The organism is Pseudomonas ficuserectae (assembly GCF_024584585.1).
In the GTDB taxonomy this organism is placed as follows: Bacteria; Pseudomonadota; Gammaproteobacteria; order Pseudomonadales; family Pseudomonadaceae; genus Aquipseudomonas; species Aquipseudomonas amygdali.
In genome coordinates this window covers 805,792-825,807 of record NZ_CP085684.1, presented here as the reverse complement: position 1 = coordinate 825,807, position 20,016 = coordinate 805,792, and the positions used below count along the sequence as shown (strand labels likewise).

Here is a 20,016-nt window from a genome sequence, read left to right as displayed (position 1 = left end):
CCTTCTGAGAATAATTTCCGCTTTTTTATCAATTTTTTGGGTGCAATTCCTACGATGGCCACTGTTACTCCGGCATTGTGGCTAGCGAGGTTGGCCCACTTGAACGAGGTATGAGCAAACTCAATCTCGTAGCCTGCGCTAAAGATCAATGGCCACAGGATCGATACCTGTTGACCTTGGCAGATGGAGTTTGTTGTCACAAATGCAGCAGCAGAATTAGCACTAGCACCGTAGTCCGCAGCTTTCATGAACCAGCCTGTGACATAGTCCAGTGACTTTGAAGCGTTCGTGCGGCCTCTGAACACGGCAGAAACATCAGCCTTTTGTTCTGGTGTCTGAAATTTCGAGCCGAGATACGGCGGATTCCCACAGATATAAGTCTCACCTCCTTCGTTTTCGAAGTCGATTTCAGTCTGATCCAAGGGTGTGCTGAACAAGTCATCACCAACGACTTTCACGCCAGTACCCGAGGGCCGGCAGATGCTTAACCAATCCAATCGCAGTGCGTTGCCGCAGACGATCCAGTTCTGCGAGTCCAGCGGCAAAAATTCTGCCAGCGCATCCAGCTGTCCGCGATACAGCACGTCACACTGGAATTCGGCGATTATTAGCGCCAAGCGTGCAATCTCTGCCGGAAAATCGCGCAGCTCGATGCCGCGAAAGTTGGTCAGCGGGATTTCTGATTTATTGTTGGCTTCGCCCCGTTGGCGATTGATTTCCGCCTCGATCTCGCGCATCTGCTTGTAAGCTATGACTAGGAAGTTGCCGGAGCCACAGGCCGGATCGAACACGCGGATGCGCGCCATACGTTTGCGGAGGTTGAGCAGCTTGGCTTTGTTGTCACCGGCCGCGTCCAGTTGCGCACGCAGATCATCCAAGAACAGTGGATTCAACACCTTCAGTATATTGGGCACACTGGTGTAGTGCATACCCAGTGCGCCGCGTTCCTCATCATCGGCCACGGCCTGGATCATGCTGCCGAAGATGTCTGGATTGATTTTTTGCCAGTTTAGGTTACCGGCGTGCAGCAAGTAAGTGCGCGCCATCCGCGAGAAGCGCGGTACTCCGGCGCTACCCGAGAACAAGCCACCATTCACATAGGGAAAGCTGATGGCCCAATTGGGTAGCCGCGACTGAGCGGTGGCCCGCTCGGCCCGCTGGATGTTCATGGCGCGGAAGATTTCCGACAGCACCAGATGGGTGTTGGAGCCGTCGCGTTCGCTGTACCGCTCCACGGTGAGGGTGAACAGACTATCGCCATCAAAGATGTCGGTGTCTTCGGCAAAGAAACAGAAAATCAGCCGCGCCATAAAGTTGTTCATATCATGACGGCGTTCTGCCTTGGCCCAGTCAGGATTGTAACTCAGCAGTTCAACGAACAGCTTGTTCAGGCGGCTCGTGGCGCGCACGTCGATGGGGTTGTCCTTGATCTCCTTTATGGTGGAGATGCCGGCCAAAGGCAGGAGAAAGCCGAAGTGGTTGGGGAAGTCCGAATAAGCGCAGGTGATGGTTTCACCTCCGATCAGCTCTTCAGCCTCAAGAGTTTGGCCATCGGTGGCGAGGATGAACTTGGCTTTGGCTTTTGTGGTGGCCGGGCTAGCGCGCAATGCCTTGAGGGTTTCTACCACGGTACCGGCTTCGCATACGGCGATATGGATGTTGTTGCGCAGTAGCACGCCACCGGCCACATCCGATGCGTTGTTGTTGCCTGCACGCAGGCGCTTGAGGGCCGTGTCCTTACTGCCAAATGCGGCCAGAAAGGCGAATGGAAACTCCGCGGTGTCGAAGGGCTGGAGGGCCAGCTCCGATATTGCGGACTCAATTTCTACTGCATTCATGGTTTACCAATGTCCAGATCGCTCATGAGCGATTGCGACGACTTTAGCCGTTAATTTTGTGGGTTGTGGCTAGACCACAGTGGGCTTTTGTATTCGTGCCGGCCACGGTCGGGGATGATAACCCGGCAGCCTCAAATGAGGTGGTAACCGCCCATGTTCACAGCGGCAGCGAACGCTAGTCCCGCCTTACGTTGGTTTTCGGCTCCGTTGCTCCACAATGCCCAATATTATAATCTCGGAGCGGGCTGCCGACCAGCAAATGTCGCCCGTAACCTGGATCTCACCTCTCTCCCGAAAGTGCTACCGCGCCTGCTGCTTGATGGCGGGCGCACCATCCAAGCAGACTCCACCAAACCCCAATCGTCCCGATAACGGTTTCCTACTGACGGCTCTTCATCAATCGCGTTTCCTGTACCTGACACCATCTGCAGGTACTGCCACATGCTTCCCTCCAGAACCTTTTGCTTGAGATCCAAACGTAGCCTTTTGGGCTTCCTGAGCTTGTTCATGGCCTCCCAGGCTACCCTCACGCGCGCCGAGACGTGGGTGATTACTGACGGTAATCATCCCGTTCAGGCATCGGCACATGTCCGGCTGATTCTCCTGGACGAGCAAGAGCGGCTTGAGACTAAGCTTTCGGAAGGGCTACCAGCGAATCAGCAGCAAGCCATCGCCATCATGCAGCAACGCCTCAAGAGCAGCGATGCGCAGCGCTTGCAGCGCGACCTGGCCTTATCTCAGCAAAACCTTGTAGACGCCTGGAGCATTGGGGTCACGAAGGTCCCAGCAGTGGTGGTCGACCGCACGTTTGTTGTGTATGGCGAAACCAATGTTCTGGCGGCGGAACAGCGCATTGCCCAGTGGCGTGCTGCTGCCCACCATCAAGATGAAGCTGGCCAGGGAGATATACCGTGATGAACCTGCGCAAGCCTTCGGCATGGACGGCCTTGGCCCTGTCGATCTCGACCGGGCCAGCCGCCGCCGGTACAGTGACCTCGGCCACCCTCGCCGCCTCAACCCTGTCGCCTGACTGCCTGGAGTACAAGGTGGTCGGCATATGCTACTGGCTGCTCTGCACGCCGTTTGGCTGCAAGGTCAAGACGTCGACCAAGGTTCGACATTATGTTCCCGACGCGGTTGTATCGAGCTACTCGAACACTGGGGAAAACCCTTGGGTCGAAGTCTCTTCGCTGAGTTCACCCACTTCATTCGCCCAGGATGGCGGCGACGGAACCACCAACCACAACAACGAAGACAACCTGGCCAAATTCAAAAACACTGACGTCATTGGCCACCCCGGAGGTGCTACGTTCAGTAAGTTTGCCAGCGCTTCGGGGTATGCCTGTCAGGGTGCTGCGACCCCCTACATGCCTTACCTGCTGAGCACGCTGGACACCATCGCCTGGCGTTATGGTGTTCCAGAATCAGCCTATCCCGAAGCCCTGATTCCCAGTCAGCGAGAGGTGGGCGGTCTCACCTCGGGGGACATGTGGGGAAGCCTTTATCCCCGTAGTGGTTTTATCCATCAAGCCGACGATTACAAGGCAGCGGCCGTGATCGCGCAGCGCGCTGGTGACGTGGTCACTCGCCGCGGTCAGATTCACGTCTATCAACCCCTTCTGGCAAAGCCTCAGCCAGGCTACTGGCCTGCCGGGGAATTGATCGAGACCGACGCCACCACCGGTAAGTGGCAAGAGCTCACGCCGACCCTCAGTCAAAGCTGTGCGGTATTCCCGAACTCGCAGCCCCGTGTGCAGGCGACCGATGGCGGTTATGCCTGGGCGCTATGGCGACCCTATTCCTGCTGCAAGCGGCAAGGACAAACTTTTCTTGGCAGTACGGACTTTCAATGATGATCAAGAGGACTTCAATCATGCGCTGCGCCGCCATGTTGACTATCGCAATCATGAGCGCCCTGACGGTACACAGCGCCCTTGCCGAGACGCCAGGGATCAGTGCCAGCTCGTCCGGTAGCGTCATCGGTGACGATGTCTTGTACAGCGTCGGCGGCGGCAACGCCGTGACCATGGGAAGCGCCGGGAACATGGACAGCATCAGCATTGGCGGTGGCTGGAACAGCAACCTGGTCTGCGGAAACATGAGCCTGAACAATACACTGGAGAATCAGTTGAACGGTGCCACTTCCGGCTTTCAGACGATCATGGGCTCGATGATCTCCAACGCCACCAGCGCGGTGGCTTCATTGCCAGGGCTGATTATCCAGCGCGCCAATCCGGCGCTTTACAACCTGCTCACCAACGGCATCCTGCAAGGCCGTCTTGATTTCGACCGCTCCAAAGGCACGTGCCGCGCCATAGCGGACAAGATGCTCGATGTCGCGGGCGGACAAATGGGCTGGGACAAGATCGCCGAAGGCCAGGCCATGAGTCAGGCGGTGAAAAACGGGAATACAGATGCTGTCTCGGCCGTCGCGCAGGTCGAAAAGCAAGGTGGGAATGACGGTATCACCTGGGTGGGTGGAAGCAAGGCCGGCGGATCGGGCCAGCAACCGATCAAGGTCGTAGGCGATGTCACTCGGGCAGGATACAACCTGCTGAACGGACGTAATGCCGCTGATACAGCGTCTATCAGCCCATCGAGCTGCAACAACGGCATGGTGTGCTCTACCTGGCCTTCGCCGCAGGATGCAACCACATTCGCCAACCGTGTTCTGGGAGAGCAGCAACAGCGCACGTGTGAGGGTTGCTCCAAAACCACCTCCACTGCTGGCGTTGGACTCACGCCCCTCATTCAAGAGTCCTACGACTCAAAACTCAAGGCACTGCAGGAGCTCATTTCAGGCAACAAGTCCCTCACGCAGGAGAACCTGTCGCAAGCCAGCAGTAGCTCTCTGCCTGTGACGCGCGGCGTGGTCGAGGCCCTGCGCTCCGAACACGACCAGGACATATTGGCCAAACGCCTCGCTTCAGAGCTCGCTTTATCAGATGTGCTGGGTAAAGCGTTGCTACTTCAACGCACCCTGTTTACCGGGAGCAAGGAACCGAACATCGCCGCCAATGATGTGGCCCAGCAGGCGGTCAGTCAGCAGAACAACAACCTGCAACAGGAAATTGACAACCTGAAGACCGAGCTGGACATGCGGCGCAATCTAGCCAGCAACTCTCCGACCGCCATTCTGCAACGAGCTCAGAGCCGGCAGGAAGGCTCAAAAATCATCTTCCAGGGTGATCCCACACCGGATCGCCTCAAACAACTGCAAAGCCCGAAGAAGGAGGACTGACGATGACGTCGAGCACAGCAAAAACTGGACGATGGAGAAAAGCGGGCAAAGCTGCGCTGGCTTTTCTATCGATGTCATTACTGACGGCGCTACTGGTCGTGGCGTTTCTGACGTTCGTCAGCAAGGTGTTTGGGGATCTGGAGCAATTCAGCGAATGGCAGAGAACGCACTACGGGTACATGCTGGCCTGGCGGCTGTTGGTCTACGCAACGCTGGCCTTCGGATGGTTCAAGATCAGGAAACACGTGACACTCCGAGCGTCTCCCACCAACCCAGTCCCATCAGGGCTGAGCAGGTGCGAGATGGCAGCCTTGCTGCTGATTGCCCTGCTGGAGCTGCGGCGTGCAAGTCTGCTTGAGGGAGTCAGCACACTATGATTTTACACACCAATGATTATCTGGAGTATTACCTCACCCTGGTGGCCTGGATCATCAACAGCGGCGTCTGGAACATGATCGAGGACAGCGGACTATTCGCAGCCCCCTTTGCCGCCATCATCATCAGCGAATGGCTCAAGGCACGTGCCGAGGGGGCCGACGAAGGCAACAAAGGGGTGCTCTCACTGGCCCGAGTCGAGAACCGCTTCTACACCGCGATTCTGGTCATCATTGTCTGCTGCATGCCTTTGGTGACCGTCAGCATCGACACGCTGCGGTTTGACCGAAGCCGCTCGGAGCAGTGTCAGTATTCGGTACCCAACCCTGCCGATACGGGCTGGAACACCTCATTCAGTACCTTGAACGGAAAAAGCGCCGTTGTTCCTGCGTGGTGGCTATTCGTGCATGCGATGTCAAAAGCCGCAACCGCAGCCTCCATCGCGGCGATCCCTTGTGGTGTAGACCTGCAACAAGTTCGAATGGATGTGAACAGGGCACGTATCAACGACCCGCTGCTTGCCCAGGAGGTCGCTGACTTCACGAACGACTGCTATGCACGGGCGCGTGCAAAGCTGTTCATGACCCAGCCTACCCTGAGTAAGGATCAACTCAACGACGTCAACTGGATCGGCTCGAGGTTCTTTCTGCAGACGCCAGGGTATTACGATGATGGTTTCTCTGGATTTAGATCACACACGCCTCGAACCAAATGGCCTTATGACACAACTCGCGATGCAGGCCTGCCCCAAACCACCGGTGGCGGTGGCTTCCCTACCTGCACGCAGTGGTGGTCGGATAGCAGCATTGGCCTACGAGCCAGGCTGCTGGAGCAGGTCAGTCCAGATCTGCTGAGCAAGCTCGCTCAGTGGGCAAAATTCATGACCCCGAATGAGGTGAACGACTCGGTCATTCGCGATCTGGTTTCTCCGAGGAAGCAGAAACTGACGCAGGGACAGGTGTATACCGACTACGGAGGCCAAGTGGGTGGTTCAGTGATGAATGACTTCACACGCCTGACCGCAACCGTCGGTCAAGCAGCAGGATCGTTGGCGATGTACCCCGCTATGGACAGCGTCCGTCAGGCAGCCCCCATGGTAATGGCCTTTATGAAGATGGCTTTGATCATCTGTATTCCATTTGTCCTGGTATTCGGAATGTTTGATCTGAAGGTCGTGATGACGATCACATTCGCCGAGTTTGCATTGATCTTTGTCGACTTCTGGTTCCAACTGGCCCGGTGGGTTGACAGCACGATACTGGACGCCTTATACGGCAACGGGATCGGCAGTGACATCCCTCATTCCAATTTTGATCCAGTGTTTGGGGCCAGCAATGCACAGGGAGACCTGCTGCTGGACTTCGTGATAGGGGCAATGTTCATCGTCCTGCCAAGTTTCTGGGTAGTTGCCCTGGGCTGGACCGGAATGAAGCTTGGCTCACTTATGAGTGGACTGACCGACGGTGTTGATAGTGCGAGGCAAGCATCATCGAAAGGGGCTAATCAAATAAAAGCAGCAATAGAGAAAAAACCTTAGCATCAGCTGATTAGGGTGCCGCGCTTTACGGATTCGGCACTCTAATCAACACGAACACCACCAATATAGTTACCGAAGCCATCTACGCCATTGCGTTTCACCTTGCTGGAGGTAAGATCTTCTTCATCATCAAAATGAACGAGCTGAGAACCACGCAAAGCGCGTTCAATATCAGGGTTTGTGACGAAACCGATTGCGATTGCGATAAAGCACACAACCGCCAATACATACAGCAATCCCCACGCCACAAAGAATGCGCCAGTACCGATCACCGCCACACGGGCAGCCCACCTAACTGGTGTCACGATCAGGCCAGGCACGCCAGCTCGGCTGAGCAACAACCAGAACGCGCGCTCAACATTGAGTATTCGACGCAGACCACGACCGAGCACGTGACCAAAACGCGCTGCACCACTTAAATCCGTATTGGCATCTGGGGTCATGTGTCACCTCGCCGGTCGATTAGAGCATGTCGTATTGATATCAATTGATAACCCATTAGTGGGTATCTTCAGCTCAATCCCCCTTGAAAATCAAGCCCTCGACGAGCAGTTGCGCAACAGATACCGACCGTTGAGAGGCCCGAGTCGACAGTGCTTCGACTGAAAAGCTGTCCCAGCCATCGTGCGCTTCACCTGGAGACATGAAGCGCTGCCATGGACCTTTCACTGGATTTCAATCTTTGCCTGCCCCGGATTGTCGGCACCAAAGGGGAAAATGGGCTGAAGCAAAAGGGCAAAGCGAAGGGTTTGAATGGAATGGGGAATAAGGGTAAGTGCCTTACCTGAAAAGGCCGGCGATTCCGCCGGAAATGGACGCCGAAAGGGTTCGAAAGGCGGTCCTCCATGAAAATTGGATTTACAAAAAAACTAACCTAAACAAGCAGTTGGAGACTACATTTTCTTCGGCAAGCATGGCAACATCGGTTCGCTGACACTGTTTGGATCCCAACCATTCAGGTGGAGGCTCATGTACATAACCTTTCCAAGATGGATATGGGTTTCGACTTGTCACGCTGAGCCCTATAGAGCAAAAGGCCCACCATGACTTCATCATGGGTGCCTCAATGCTTAGTTTCTTTCAGCGAAGAAAAACATCGCCAGCCACGCCCTCCAATGCTGCAGGGTTTACCAAACCCGAGTCTGCCGACGCGTTACTGTCTACACCCCGACGGCGTCAGCTCATTGAAAACATATGGCAGCGAACGTCCCTGCCCCGCACGCAGTTCGATACGCTATACGTGCAGGCATTCAAGAGCTACGCAGCCTTGGTGCAGCATCTCCCTGCCTCTGAGAACCATCACCATGCCTACCACGGCGGCATGCTGGATCACGGGCTTGAAATCGTCGCCTACGCACTGAAGATCCGGCAGATGTACCTGCTGCCCATCGGGGCCCCGCCCGAGTCGCAGGCTGCTCAATCCGAAGCATGGTCTGCCGCATCGGCCTACGGTGCGCTCGTGCATGACCTCGGCAAGATTGCTGTGGACGTCAAGGTGGAACTGGCAGACGGCACGACCTGGCATCCATGGCATGGGCCACTGGATCAGCCATACCGATTCAAGTACGTGGAAGGTCGCGACTACCGGTTGCATGGAGCTGCTTCGTCGCTGATCTACGCCAATGTCATTCCGGCGAAGGCACTGGACTGGCTCAGCGGGTTTCCCGAGCTCTGGACCCAACTGGTGTTCGCGTTCGCAGGGCAATATGAGCATGCCGACATCCTGGGAGAAATTGTCTCACAGGCGGATCAGGCATCGGTGGCGCAAGAACTCGGCGGCAATCCAGGTCGGGCAATGTCAGCGCCTAAACAATCCATTCAGCGGCAGCTGGCCGAAGGCTTGAGGATGCTCATCTCTGAGAAGTTCAAGCTGAACCAGCCCGATGGTCCTTCAGACGGCTGGCTGACGCAGGACGGCTTGTGGCTTGTCAGCAAGCCTGCGGTAGACCAGCTCAGGGCTCATCTGCTGTCACAGGGCATTGAGCACATTCCGACGTCCAATGCCCCCATGTTCAATCTGCTCCAGGATCAGGCAATCATTCAGCCTAATGGAGAGGGAAAAGCCATTTGGAAGGCCAGCATCGACAATGGTCGAGGCTGGAAGAACACGTTCACGGTGTTGAAGATAGCGCCGGCATTGATCTGGCCGAACGCTACCGAAAGACCAGAGGCGTATACCGGCACCCTTACGGTGGAAGCCGCAGGACCGGCGGAAGAAGTCGAGCAAGCGCTTGTGGGAGCCGCCGAACCACTATCGGTAGGTAACAACAAGAAGATACCTGCCGCGGTCAATCAGACGGCTCAGCAATCCTCTCAGAAACAAGCACCGGCACCAGTAAAAGATTTTGATGCGCTGGATGAGCTGCTCGATCTATTTCCCGATCCAGTACCTGCTGCTCCAACTGCACCAGTGCAAAGTAGCCCGGAGAGCACTGACGACGATCAGATCCCCTTTTCTCCTCCAACCAAACCACCTGCACGGCTTAGTCAGCCCAAGCAGGCTGAGGCTGACATCCCCGTTTTTGAGACAACTCCAGCAACAGACACTGCCAAGAACTCGACTGACTCGGCCCCGAATCATGGCACCAACTTCTTCACCTGGCTGAAAGGCGGTGTGATCTCTCACCGGATCATCATCAATGACGCCAAAGCGCGTGTACATACCGTGGACAGCACGGCGTTTCTGGTCAGTCCGGATATCTTCAAACGTTACGCGCTTGAGCATCCGGCGATTGAGCACGAGGCGAAAGAGCGCGGTCTCGAAGCCTGGCAATTGGTCCAGCGATCTTTTGAGAAGCTGAAAAAACATCGGAAGACGCCCGCCGGCCTGAACATTTGGACATGCATGGTCAAAGGACCGCGCAAAAGCAAGCAACTGCGGGGCTATCTGCTCCTAGAGCCCACCGACGTCTTCAGTGAAGTGCCCTACGACAACCCGGTCATCAGCTTGGCGGACTTGGCAGATAAGGAACCATCTGAATGAACACAATGACACTGCCTGAGCTGACCCAGGAATACATTCTCACCCATGATTTACGGCCGGACACGGTCAAGATCTACTGGGCTGCCACAAAGTCCTATGTCAGATTCTTCGGTGACCGTCTGGCAAGCGAGACGACGCACCGGGACATGCTCGACTGGCGCAGATCCGAACTGGAGAGAATCTCAAAGCGCAGTTGGAATACGTACTCCAGCCATTTGCGCACCATCTACGGCTACGCAATCGAACACGGTCTGGTAGACATGGTTGCTAACCCATTTAAAAACACGAGTGTGGTGCCACCCAAGCGCCCAAAAAAGACAGTTGCTAACGACGCTAGCGTCCGCGCTCGTAACTGGCTCAAGGTGTTGGCAGCAGAAGAACGTGCCACTGGAAAACGGACAGAAATTACTCCGGCCTGGTTCTGGCTCACCGTGTTCGAAACCTTCTACTACACGGGGCTAAGGCTCAACGCGCTGCTGTGCCTGCGTTATGCGGATGTGTACCTGGGCGACCGGCTGATCCGAGTCAGAGGTGAAACAGAGAAAACTCACCGTGAGTTCCTGATTCCGATCCCGGATGGGCTCATGGCACAGTTGGAAACCATCATGAACGCTGCTAAAGCAGTGAGTTTTCAGCCCGAAGACCAACTGTTCAACGTAAACAGATTTTCTGGTCACTACCGTCGTCAAGAGATGAACTCTAATCAGGTGGAGGCTATGTACAAAAAGCTCACCGCGATGACCGGGGTACGCATGACTCCTCACCGGTTTCGTCACACGATCGCCAGCGAGCTGATGACGCTGCCAGAGCGCAATATCTATTTGACCAAGAAACTGCTGAACCACTCGAATATCGCAACGACGATGGATTACATAGAGCCTGACTACGAGATGATGCGAGCGGTGATGAATGAGCGAGGCAAGCGACCGGCCAAGATCAGCTACCTGGCAAAAGCAGATGCCGCGCAGCGAGCTGAAAAACATTACTCTGTAGCTGCTCCAGTGAGGGACTTGACTTCGGGATCGTCGATACACGAAAGGACAGCAGTTGCCGACAGAGCATCGGGGCACGTCTTGGGCAAAACGCCCGCCCAGACCGTGCAGTTAAAGCGCAAAAAACAAAGTGCCCCTTTGAATTCGCACTCGGGTACGACAATACAGGCTGCACCAGATATCACGTCAGGAAGTCACGAGTACATACCGTCCCCCTTGAATGAAGGCGACCCTGCTGTTAGGCAACTACCGTTAGGCTGCTCCAGCCCGGAAGATCTGTTGAGAAGCTTGGGCGAACTTACTAAGTGGGTACAACACAACATTGCCGGCGGAGGAACTGGTACTGAACCAGTGATTGAGGACAGACCTGTACCAAGCCAGGATGCTCGGCATCTACGCCCTGAAATGCTGGAAATGACCGGAAGGATAGGCAGGTCATGGTGATCCAGCTGCCATAGAGACAGTTGTAAAAATACTCAATCTGCCATTATCAGCAGATGCTTCGCACTGCAGATTATTTAGTTATGAGGCCTAATGACTGCTTCAGGCGGGCCTACGCCAGCACAGCACAGCAATTTTTTCCAAAAAAAAATGCCCCGATCACAAGCTTTCGCTTGGAACGGGGCGCTCTAATTTGACATCACCAGATGCTGGCGCTATCTTTCGCTCCAGACGGCTGCTTGCCTGGTTAAACGCACCAAGACGCTTGTCCGCTTTTTTGCAATGACCGACTACCTAAAAATCTAAAGATCGAGCTCTGTAGCAACAGTATTTGGTCGGGGTAAGGGGATTCGAACTCCTGACATCCTGCTCCCAAAGCAGGCGCGCTACCGGACTGCGCTATACCCCGGTAAATCAAGGCACCTCAACCAGCGGCCTGCGACCTGATACGAGTGGCATCAGATCTTTAAGATTCGGCTCCAAGGTGAACCTTGGAACCAAAAATGGTGGGTCGTGTGGGATTCGAACCTACGACCAATTGGTTAAAAGCCAACTGCTCTACCAACTGAGCTAACGACCCAAATATGGTCGGGGTAAGGGGATTCGAACTCCTGACATCCTGCTCCCAAAGCAGGCGCGCTACCGGACTGCGCTATACCCCGACTGAAACTGCATTGAATCTTACGAAATCTGGCTCCACGACCTGGACTCGAACCAGGGACCCAGTGATTAACAGTCACTTGCTCTACCAACTGAGCTATCGCGGAACTATCGATTTCAGATTCAACTTTACAACCTGTTGCCTTGAAACCAGCGTGCTGTTAACTCGTTGATTTCAATCTCATCGACCTTTGCGCTTCGTTTGTATCGTTGCGTTCACGTCTCTGAGGCGCGCTATTCTACAATTTTAAAAACACCTGTCAACCCTATAAATTGCTTTTTAAGACAATGATTTGCGATTTTTTCCCAGATCCCCTTTCAGGCCCGATTTTACTGCTGGCAGCATCCTCAGAAAAAAGGCCCTCGGCGAGAGGGCCCTCTATATAGAGCTGGCGAGCGCTATCAGGCAAACACGATCTCGTCGTCGACCACCTTGCCGGTGATGGTTGTACCGGGCATGAAGCTGCCCGAGAGGATCATCTGTGCCAGCGGGTTCTCGATCCAGCGCTGGATCGCCCGCTTCAGCGGCCGTGCTCCATAGACCGGGTCGTAACCGACGGCAATCAGCTTGTCCAGCGCCTCGGGGCTCAGGGTCAGCGCCAGCTCGCGTTCGGCCAGACGCTTGCGCAGGCGGCCCAGCTGGATATCGGTGATACCGGCGATCTGGTCACGCGCCAGCGGTTCGAAGATCACCACTTCGTCGATCCTGTTCACAAATTCCGGGCGGAAGTGCGTACCCACCGCATCCATCACCGCAGCACGTTGCGCCTCACGATCACCGACCAGTTCCTGGATCTGGGCCGAGCCCAGGTTGGAGGTCATGACGATCACGGTATTGCGGAAGTCCACCGTCCGTCCGTGGCTGTCAGTCAGGCGCCCGTCTTCAAGCACCTGCAACAGGATGTTGAACACGTCGGAATGTGCCTTCTCGACCTCATCGAGCAGGATCAGCGAGTACGGCTTGCGACGCACAGCTTCGGTCAGGTAGCCGCCCTCTTCGTAACCGACATAGCCCGGTGGTGCGCCGATCAGACGAGCCACGGAATGTTTCTCCATGAACTCGGACATGTCGATACGCACCATCGCCTCTTCGGTATCGAACAGGAATTCGGCAAGCGCCTTGCAGAGTTCGGTCTTACCCACACCGGTCGGACCGAGGAACATGAACGAACCGCTTGGACGATTCGGGTCGGAAAGCCCTGCACGCGAACGACGTACGGCATTGGAGACCGCGACCACCGCTTCTTCCTGACCGATTACCCGGTTGTGCAGCAGGGTTTCCATGCGCAACAGCTTCTCGCGCTCGCCTTCCAGCATTTTCGACACGGGAATACCGGTCCACTTTGACACGACTTCGGCAATTTCTTCCTCGGTCACTTTGCTGCGCAGCAATTGGTTCTCGGGTTTGCCGTGCTGATCGACCATTTGCAGGCTGCGTTCCAGGTCCGGAATGATCCCGTACTGCAACTCGGCCATGCGGTTCAGGTCGCCACGACGACGCGCCGCTTCCAGTTCCTGACGGGACTGCTCTATTTTCTGCTGGATCTGTGCAGAACCCGTTACTTCAGCTTTTTCCGAGGTCCAGATTTCTTCGAGATCGGCGTATTCCTTCTCAAGGCGCACCACTTCTTCCTGGAGTTTTTCCAAGCGCTTGATAGCCGCTTCATCCTTTTCCTTCTTGAGCGCCTGGGCTTCCACTTTCAGCTGGATCAGGCGACGCTCAAGACGATCAAGCACTTCAGGCTTGGAATCGATCTCCATACGAATGCGGCTGGCCGCTTCGTCGATCAGGTCGATGGCCTTGTCAGGCAACTGGCGATCGGTGATATAGCGATGGCTCAGCTTGGCCGCGGCGATGATCGCACCGTCAGTAATGGCGACCTTGTGGTGCACTTCATAGCGCTCTTTCAGGCCACGCAGGATTGCGATGGTGTCTTCTTCGCTCGGCTCGTCCACCAGCACTTTCTGGAAACGACGCTCAAGCGCAGCGTCCTTCTCTATATATTGGCGGTACTCGTTGAGCGTGGTGGCACCGACACAATGCAGCTCGCCGCGAGCCAACGCAGGCTTGAGCATATTGCCAGCGTCCATCGAGCCTTCGCCTTTGCCGGCGCCGACCATGGTGTGCAGTTCGTCGATGAACAGGATGATCTGGCCTTCCTGCTTGGACAGTTCGTTGAGCAGCGATTTCAGGCGCTCTTCGAACTCACCACGGTACTTGGCACCGGCAATCAATGCGCCCATGTCCAGCGACAGCAAGCGTTTGCCGCGAAGGCCATCTGGCACTTCGCCGTTGATGATGCGTTGCGCCAGGCCTTCGGCGATAGCGGTTTTACCCACGCCAGGCTCACCGATCAGCACCGGGTTGTTCTTGGTACGGCGTTGCAGCACCTGAATGGTGCGACGAATCTCGTCATCACGACCGATCACCGGGTCGAGCTTGCCCTCTTCGGCACGCTTGGTCAGGTCAACGGTGTACTTGTCCAGCGCCTGACGCGACTCTTCAACGTTAGGGTCATTCACAGCACCTTCGCCGCGCAGGTTGTTGATGGCGTTTTCCAGGGCTTTCTTGCTGACGCCCTGCCCCAGCAACAATTTGCCAAGCTTGCTGTTCTCGTCCATTGCCGCGAGCAGCACCAGCTCGCTGGAAATGAATTGGTCGCCTTTCTGCTGCGCCAGACGGTCGGCCTGGTTAAGCAGGCGCGCAAGATCCTGCGACATGTTGACGTCGCCAGTGGGGTTCTGGATTTTTGGCAGTCGGTCCAGCTCTGCGCTCAGTTCCTTGCGCAAGCTGTTGATGTCGAAGCCTACCTGCAACAGCAGAGGCTTGATGGAACCGCCCTGCTGCTCAAGCAGCGCCTGCATCAAGTGCGCAGGTTCGATGGCGGGATGGTCGAGGCCAACGGCCAGCGACTGGGAATCGGATAACGCTAACTGTAATTTGCTGGTCAATCTGTCGATACGCATTAGTCACCTTCCTTTAATGCAGGCCGGAGCAATGAACACACCTATAACGAAAACCTGCTGAATAGCCAGTTAGATGCGGACGATTCTGCGCGTTTCAAGCGTGCCGTGGTTGATACAGATCAGACGTGTGTTCGGCCAAGCCTAGCTGGCCCGCGCAAAAGAGCCTGCAATCAGGTGTGATCAATCCAGATCAGCGAGGCGAAGCGGCCAGTGCGCGCGGCACGCCTGTAGGAAAAGAAGCGCGGATCGGTGAAGGTATCCAGCCCGCCGCCGTACACGGCAGAGATACCTTGGGCTGCCAGTCGTAACCGGGCGAGCGCGTAGATGTCGGCCATGAAACGATCAGGATTCGAACTGGCGACAAACGCAGCGACTGTCTGCGGGTGGCTGGCGGTAAAGGCCTCGCGCACCTCGGGGCCGACTTCGAAAGACGGCTGGCCGATGGCCGGACCCAGCCAGACCATGATGTCTTCAGGAGCGCACTGCAAACTGTCGGCCGTCGCTTCCAGCACCCCGGCCGCCAGCCCGCGCCATCCGGCATGCGCGGCGGCGACGCGGGTGCCGTCGCGACGACAGAACAGTGCGGGCAGACAATCGGCGGTCATGATGGTGCAGGCAACGCCAGGGCTATCTGTCCAGCTGGCATCGGCTTCGACAACCCGGGACGGATCAGCAGGCACGACGTCGACGCCATGCACCTGCTTCAACCAGGCGGGCTGAGCCTTGAGACTGGCGGTCAGGCGCTGGCGATTGCTCGCCACGGCCTGCGGGCTGTCATCGACGTGATCGCCCAGATTGAAGCTGTCGAACGGGGCCAGACTGACCCCACCCGAGCGGGTGGTAACGCACGACTTGATCTGAGCTGGCGCAGGCCAGTCAGGTATCAGCCAGTCATTCACCCGATGAACGCCTCGCGATCCTGCTTGAGCAGCGACAGCAACCAGACGAAATCATCCGGCAGTGGCGACTCCCAGCTCATGCGCTTACCGGTGGTCGGATGATCCAGCTCCAGGAAGCGGGCATGCAACGCCTGCCGCGGGAAGGTCTTGAGCGAATCGACCATGGTCAGGCTGGCCGCTGGCGGAATACGGAAACGACCGCCATAGGCAGGGTCGCCGACCAACGGATAGTTGATATGCGCCATGTGCACGCGAATCTGGTGGGTACGCCCGGTTTCCAGCTTGACCCGTACATGGGTGTGCGAACGGAAGCGCTCCAGCACGCGGTAATGACTGACCGCCTGCTTGCCGCCCTCCATCACCGCCATGCGCTGGCGCTGCTGGCCGTGACGGCCGATCGGTGCGTCGATCTTGCCGCCTGCGGTCACCACGCCAATCACGATGCACTCGTAGATACGACTGACACTGCGACTCTGCAACTGGGTAACCAGTTGGGTCTGTGCCTGAATGGTCTTGGCGACCACCATCAGACCAGTGGTGTCCTTGTCCAGACGATGCACGATGCCGGCACGCGGAACATTGATGATGTCCGGCACATGGTGCAGCAAGGCATTGAGCAGCGTGCCGTCGGCATGACCGGCAGCAGGATGCACCACCAGACCCGCAGGCTTGTTGATGACGAGGATCTGGTCGTCTTCATAGATGATGTCGAGCTCGATGTCCTGAGCAACCCATTCACCCTGGGCCTCCTGCTCGGCAATCAGCTCGAGAACAGCGCCACCATGCACGATGTCGCGGGGGCGCAATACGCCTCCGTCCACAGTCAGGCGGCCGTCCTTGATCCAGGCGGAAAGGCGCGAGCGCGAGTGCTCAGCGAATAATTGTGCGGCGACTTGATCGAGGCGTTGACCGCCCAATTCGGACGGCACCTCTGCGCGGAGTTCTATATTTTCGGACATGACCAGACTAGGTGGCGGCTAGCCTTTGGTTTCGGCAGCGCGCTTGTGGTTAAATACGGCGTCTTTTGTCCCGCCGGTATCGCGGGGCGCTCATCATAACAGGACGGCCCCGCCCAAGACAGCAGGCCGTTATAGGGACGCAAGCCGCCATGCAAGTGAAACACCTGCTGCTGATCGCCATCCTCGCATTGACTGCGGCCTGTTCGTCGAAGGAAGTCATCGACGAAAACCTCAGCGAAGTCGAGCTGTACCAGCAGGCGCAGGCCGACCTGGGAAATAACAGCTATAACAGTGCCACGGAGAAACTCAAGGCGCTGGAATCACGCTATCCGTTCGGTCGCTACGCTGATCAGGCCCAGCTCGAGTTGATCTACTCGAACTACAAGAACGGTGAACCCGAAGCAGCCAAATCCGCTGCCGAGCGTTTCATCCGTCTGCATCCGCAACACCCGAACGTCGATTACGCGTATTACATGAAGGGTCTGACCTCCTTCGATCAGGACGTCGGCCTGCTGGCGCGCTTCCTGCCGCTGGACCAGACCAAACGTGACCCGGGCGCTGCCCGCGACTCGTTCAACGAGTTCGCTCAGCTGACCAGCCGCTTCCCGAACAGCCGCTATTCGCCGGATGCCAAGCAGCGCATGATCTACCTGCGCAACCTGCTGGCCTCCTACGAAATTCACGTAGCCGACTACTACCTGACCCGTCAGGCCTATGTCGCCGCCGCCAACCGTGGCCGCTATGTCGTGGAAAACTTCCAGGAGACGCCATCGGTAGGTGACGGTCTGGCCGTTATGGTCGAGTCCTATCAGCGTCTGCACCTCGACGATCTGGCAGCCACCAGCCTTGAAGTGCTCAAAACCAACTACCCGAACCACCCGCAATTGGCTGACGGCAAGTTCACCCCGCGTCAGGCCGAAGCCGACAACCGCTCGTGGCTGTCGAAAGCGACCCTTGGTCTGATCGACGGTAGCGCACCACTGCCACCGGGCCAGACCCGTGCCGATCAGGACATCAAGAAGCAGTATCAGGACGCCAAGGACGCCATTCCGAAAGAGTTGTTGCCGGAAAATCAGGCAGAGCTGGACGAGCAGGCGGAAAAAGACGCCGAAGCGAAAGGCACCAAGAGCCGTTCGTGGTTCAGCTACATGACCCTGGGTCTGTTCGACTGATCTTCACGGCATCAAGAAAGAGGCCTTCGGGCCTCTTTTTTTATGCAGCACATTTATGCGCCGCAGCCACTGTGCGCCTGACTGTACCTTGGCTACACTGCGCCATCGTCAATCACTAAGCTGGTAGTCATGGTTCGCTTACTCATGTGGGCCGCGTTGATCGCGGCGGTGATCTGGTTCGTCAAGCGCCTGATCAATCCCCCCAAGCCGAAGTCCCGTGCCGAGCCGCCTGAAATAGCGGCCACCCCAATGGTGCGCTGCGCACACTGTGGCGTTCATCTCCCTCAGGATCGCGCGCTGAGCCAGGCACAGCAATGGTATTGCAGCGAGGCACACCGCCTGGAAGGCCCTGCGGCACGTGACCGCTGACACGCCCTCGCTTGCCAGCCCACAGGCGCAAAGGATTCTGCGGCTTTACCATCTTTATCGACTGACCATCGGCGTGGTACTGGTCCTGCTGATTTCCAGCAGTCTGGAAACCGAACTGTTGCAACTGGCCAATCCAAACCTGTTCCGCTCGGGTTGCTGGCTGTATCTGGTGTTCAACATTCTGGTCGTCGTGCTGCTGGAGCGTCCCAGCCGTCAGGCGCAGCTGTTCAGTCTGGCAATGACTGACGCAATCATGCTCTCTGCGCTGTTCTACGCGGCGGGTGGCCCTTCCAGCGGCATAGGCAATCTGTTGATTGCTTCCGTAGCAATCAGCAATGTATTGCTGCGGGGCCGTATCGGTTTGCTGATCGCCGCCGTTTCTGCCATCGGCATCATCTACCTGACGTTCTATATCAGCTTCGGTACACCGTCGGTTTCCAACGACTACGTGCAGGCTGGCTCTCTGGGTGCCCTGTGCTTCGCCGCCGCACTGCTGGTGCAGGCGCTGACAGCGCGCATGCAGGTAAGCGAAGTGCTGGCCGAACAGCGTGCAGCGGATGTCGACAGCCTTGAAGAACTCAACGCGCTGATCCTGCAACGCATGCGTACCGGCATTCTGGTACTGGATGCCAACCGTCAGGTGCTGCTGGCCAATCAAGGTGCCCTGACCCTACTGGGCCACGAGCGACTGGTCGGCCAGGTTATCGACGCTTACTCGCCGCAACTGGTGGAACGCCTGCGCCAGTGGCTCGTCAACCCGATCATGGTGCCGCGTAGCGTCACGACTTCACCCATCGGGCCGGTGCTGCAACCGAGCTTTGCCGCGCTCAATCGTGGCGATCAGCGCCAGACGCTGATCTTTCTTGAAGACCTGTCGCAGATTACCCATCAGGCGCAGCAGCTCAAGCTCGCCGCACTGGGACGCCTGACCGCCGGGATTGCCCACGAGATACGCAACCCGCTGGGCGCAGTCAGCCATGCCGCACAGTTGCTCAACGAGTCGGAAGAACTCAGCGCAGCGGACCGACGCCTGGGGCAGATCATTCATGACCAGTCGGGGCGTATTGATCGGGTCATCGAAAATGTTCTGCAACTGTCACGCCGCCGTGAGTCGCAACCTGAACTGCTCGATCTGAAAACCTGGCTGGAACACTTTATCGCTGAATTTCGCAGTTCCGCTGCGCCCAATCAGTCGATTCATGTCGACATAAGCCCCGGCACGCTGACAACCCGCATGGATTCCGGGCAACTGACCCAGATCATGACCAACCTGCTACAGAACGGCCTGCGCTACAGCGGCAGAAATCATTCGTCAGCGCAGGTCTGGCTGAAGCTGCATCACGACCAACAAAGCGACTTGCCGATTCTGGAAGTGCAGGACGACGGGCCAGGGGTCAGCGAGCAACATTTGGCCAAGCTATTCGAGCCGTTTTTCACCACGGAAAGCAAAGGCACCGGTCTTGGTCTATATCTGTCACGCGAGCTGTGCGAAAGCAATCAGGCGCACCTGGAATACGTCCCGCGGCAAGGTGGCGGCAGTTGTCTGCGCATAACCTTCGCCCACCCGTTCAAAACGAGCTGAG

The 20,016-nt window shown here is 56.8% G+C and carries 15 protein-coding genes, 4 tRNA genes and 1 pseudogene; 11 read left to right on the top strand and 9 right to left on the bottom strand.

Translation table 11 applies throughout. The annotated features are described in order from the left end of the window. Positions 1-43: 43 nt before the first annotated feature. Positions 44-1,838, bottom strand: a pseudogene (locus LJU29_RS03725) (DNA methyltransferase); the annotation flags it as partial. Positions 1,839-2,279: 441 nt separating this feature from the next. Here LJU29_RS03725 and LJU29_RS03720 point away from each other — a divergent pair. The 5 genes from LJU29_RS03720 to LJU29_RS03700 are packed head-to-tail and all read left to right on the top strand — an operon-like array spanning position 2,280 to position 6,991. Further along, entirely contained in the window at positions 2,280-2,753 is a 474-nt protein-coding gene (locus LJU29_RS03720) for a TIGR03757 family integrating conjugative element protein (RefSeq protein ID WP_181135199.1), read from the top strand. Then, positions 2,753-3,691: a TIGR03756 family integrating conjugative element protein gene (locus LJU29_RS03715; protein ID WP_116894603.1), complete on the top strand. Its 939-nt coding sequence runs from the start codon at positions 2,753-2,755 to the stop codon at positions 3,689-3,691. The genes LJU29_RS03720 and LJU29_RS03715 overlap by 1 nt, the downstream gene beginning before the upstream one ends. After that, positions 3,688-5,079 (top strand): integrating conjugative element protein, encoded by a 1,392-nt coding sequence (locus LJU29_RS03710; protein WP_257111663.1) that lies wholly within the window; start codon positions 3,688-3,690, stop codon positions 5,077-5,079. The genes LJU29_RS03715 and LJU29_RS03710 overlap by 4 nt, the downstream gene beginning before the upstream one ends. Positions 5,080-5,081: 2 nt before the next feature. Beyond that, the gene (locus tag LJU29_RS03705; RefSeq protein ID WP_257111662.1) at positions 5,082-5,456 is read left to right on the top strand and encodes a hypothetical protein; all 375 of its coding nucleotides are present in this window, start codon (positions 5,082-5,084) and stop codon (positions 5,454-5,456) included. After that, positions 5,453-6,991 carry a conjugal transfer protein TraG N-terminal domain-containing protein gene (locus LJU29_RS03700; protein WP_257111661.1) on the top strand — a complete coding sequence of 513 codons (1,539 nt, stop codon included), beginning with the start codon at positions 5,453-5,455 and terminating at the stop codon, positions 6,989-6,991. Before LJU29_RS03705 ends, LJU29_RS03700 begins: the two co-directional genes overlap by 4 nt. Before the next feature lie 41 nt (positions 6,992-7,032). Here the strand turns inward: LJU29_RS03700 and LJU29_RS03695 are convergent, their stop codons facing one another. After that, the gene (locus LJU29_RS03695) at positions 7,033-7,434 is read right to left on the bottom strand and encodes a DUF3742 family protein (protein WP_122298467.1); all 402 of its coding nucleotides are present in this window, start codon (positions 7,432-7,434) and stop codon (positions 7,033-7,035) included. A 213-nt stretch (positions 7,435-7,647) separates the two neighbouring features. Here LJU29_RS03695 and LJU29_RS03690 point away from each other — a divergent pair, with 213 nt between their 5' ends. The 3 genes from LJU29_RS03690 to LJU29_RS03680 all read left to right on the top strand — a co-directional run bounded on the left by LJU29_RS03690 (position 7,648) and on the right by LJU29_RS03680 (position 11,410). After that, on the top strand, positions 7,648-7,779 hold the full coding sequence (locus tag LJU29_RS03690) for a hypothetical protein (protein ID WP_005741488.1): 132 nt from the start codon (positions 7,648-7,650) through the stop codon (positions 7,777-7,779). A 266-nt stretch (positions 7,780-8,045) separates the two neighbouring features. Then, the gene (gene mobH / locus LJU29_RS03685; RefSeq protein WP_257111660.1) at positions 8,046-9,974 is read left to right on the top strand and encodes a MobH family relaxase; all 1,929 of its coding nucleotides are present in this window, start codon (positions 8,046-8,048) and stop codon (positions 9,972-9,974) included. Beyond that, positions 9,971-11,410 (top strand): site-specific integrase, encoded by a 1,440-nt coding sequence (locus LJU29_RS03680; RefSeq protein WP_257111659.1) that lies wholly within the window; start codon positions 9,971-9,973, stop codon positions 11,408-11,410. The genes mobH and LJU29_RS03680 overlap by 4 nt, the downstream gene beginning before the upstream one ends. A gap of 329 nt (positions 11,411-11,739) precedes the next feature. On the opposite strand, the gene LJU29_RS03675 is transcribed toward LJU29_RS03680, so the two are convergent. From LJU29_RS03675 to rluD, 7 genes are all read right to left on the bottom strand, one after another. Further along, positions 11,740-11,816, bottom strand: a tRNA-Pro gene (locus tag LJU29_RS03675). A 95-nt stretch (positions 11,817-11,911) separates the two neighbouring features. Then, positions 11,912-11,987, bottom strand: a tRNA-Lys gene (locus LJU29_RS03670). Positions 11,988-11,992: 5 nt separating this feature from the next. Next, a tRNA-Pro gene (locus LJU29_RS03665) sits at positions 11,993-12,069 on the bottom strand. 29 nt (positions 12,070-12,098) lie between these two features. Beyond that, positions 12,099-12,174 (bottom strand) — tRNA-Asn (locus LJU29_RS03660). Positions 12,175-12,469: 295 nt separating this feature from the next. Further along, entirely contained in the window at positions 12,470-15,034 is a 2,565-nt protein-coding gene (gene clpB, locus LJU29_RS03655) for an ATP-dependent chaperone ClpB (protein ID WP_004663469.1), read from the bottom strand. 170 nt (positions 15,035-15,204) lie between these two features. Next, a complete protein-coding gene (pgeF, locus tag LJU29_RS03650) occupies positions 15,205-15,933 on the bottom strand; it encodes a peptidoglycan editing factor PgeF (RefSeq protein ID WP_257111658.1) in 729 nt (242 codons plus the stop codon). After that, positions 15,930-16,892: a 23S rRNA pseudouridine(1911/1915/1917) synthase RluD gene (gene rluD / locus LJU29_RS03645; RefSeq protein ID WP_002551999.1), complete on the bottom strand. Its 963-nt coding sequence runs from the start codon at positions 16,890-16,892 to the stop codon at positions 15,930-15,932. The genes pgeF and rluD overlap by 4 nt, the downstream gene beginning before the upstream one ends. Before the next feature lie 149 nt (positions 16,893-17,041). On the opposite strand from rluD, the gene LJU29_RS03640 reads away from it, so the two are divergent. The 3 genes from LJU29_RS03640 (at position 17,042) to LJU29_RS03630 (ending at position 20,015) form a co-directional block, all read left to right on the top strand. Next, a complete protein-coding gene (locus LJU29_RS03640) occupies positions 17,042-18,064 on the top strand; it encodes an outer membrane protein assembly factor BamD (protein WP_005733851.1) in 1,023 nt (340 codons plus the stop codon). Positions 18,065-18,193: 129 nt separating this feature from the next. After that, positions 18,194-18,433: a PP0621 family protein gene (locus tag LJU29_RS03635; protein WP_002551997.1), complete on the top strand. Its 240-nt coding sequence runs from the start codon at positions 18,194-18,196 to the stop codon at positions 18,431-18,433. Then, a complete protein-coding gene (locus tag LJU29_RS03630; protein WP_057423588.1) occupies positions 18,423-20,015 on the top strand; it encodes a two-component system sensor histidine kinase NtrB in 1,593 nt (530 codons plus the stop codon). The genes LJU29_RS03635 and LJU29_RS03630 overlap by 11 nt, the downstream gene beginning before the upstream one ends. The last annotated feature ends 1 nt before the right edge of the window (position 20,016 follow it).

Coding starts and splice junctions, on each gene's coding strand:
- LJU29_RS03720 (WP_181135199.1), top strand. CDS start 2,280: ATGCTTCCCTCCAGAACCTTTTGCTTGAGATCCAAACGTAGCCTTTTG.
- LJU29_RS03715 (WP_116894603.1), top strand. CDS start 2,753: ATGAACCTGCGCAAGCCTTCGGCATGGACGGCCTTGGCCCTGTCGATC.
- LJU29_RS03710 (WP_257111663.1), top strand. CDS start 3,688: ATGATGATCAAGAGGACTTCAATCATGCGCTGCGCCGCCATGTTGACT.
- LJU29_RS03705 (WP_257111662.1), top strand. CDS start 5,082: ATGACGTCGAGCACAGCAAAAACTGGACGATGGAGAAAAGCGGGCAAA.
- LJU29_RS03700 (WP_257111661.1), top strand. CDS start 5,453: ATGATTTTACACACCAATGATTATCTGGAGTATTACCTCACCCTGGTG.
- LJU29_RS03695 (WP_122298467.1), bottom strand. CDS start 7,434: ATGACCCCAGATGCCAATACGGATTTAAGTGGTGCAGCGCGTTTTGGT.
- LJU29_RS03690 (WP_005741488.1), top strand. CDS start 7,648: ATGGACCTTTCACTGGATTTCAATCTTTGCCTGCCCCGGATTGTCGGC.
- mobH (WP_257111660.1), top strand. CDS start 8,046: ATGGGTGCCTCAATGCTTAGTTTCTTTCAGCGAAGAAAAACATCGCCA.
- LJU29_RS03680 (WP_257111659.1), top strand. CDS start 9,971: ATGAACACAATGACACTGCCTGAGCTGACCCAGGAATACATTCTCACC.
- clpB (WP_004663469.1), bottom strand. CDS start 15,034: ATGCGTATCGACAGATTGACCAGCAAATTACAGTTAGCGTTATCCGAT.
- rluD (WP_002551999.1), bottom strand. CDS start 16,892: ATGTCCGAAAATATAGAACTCCGCGCAGAGGTGCCGTCCGAATTGGGC.
- LJU29_RS03640 (WP_005733851.1), top strand. CDS start 17,042: ATGCAAGTGAAACACCTGCTGCTGATCGCCATCCTCGCATTGACTGCG.
- LJU29_RS03635 (WP_002551997.1), top strand. CDS start 18,194: ATGGTTCGCTTACTCATGTGGGCCGCGTTGATCGCGGCGGTGATCTGG.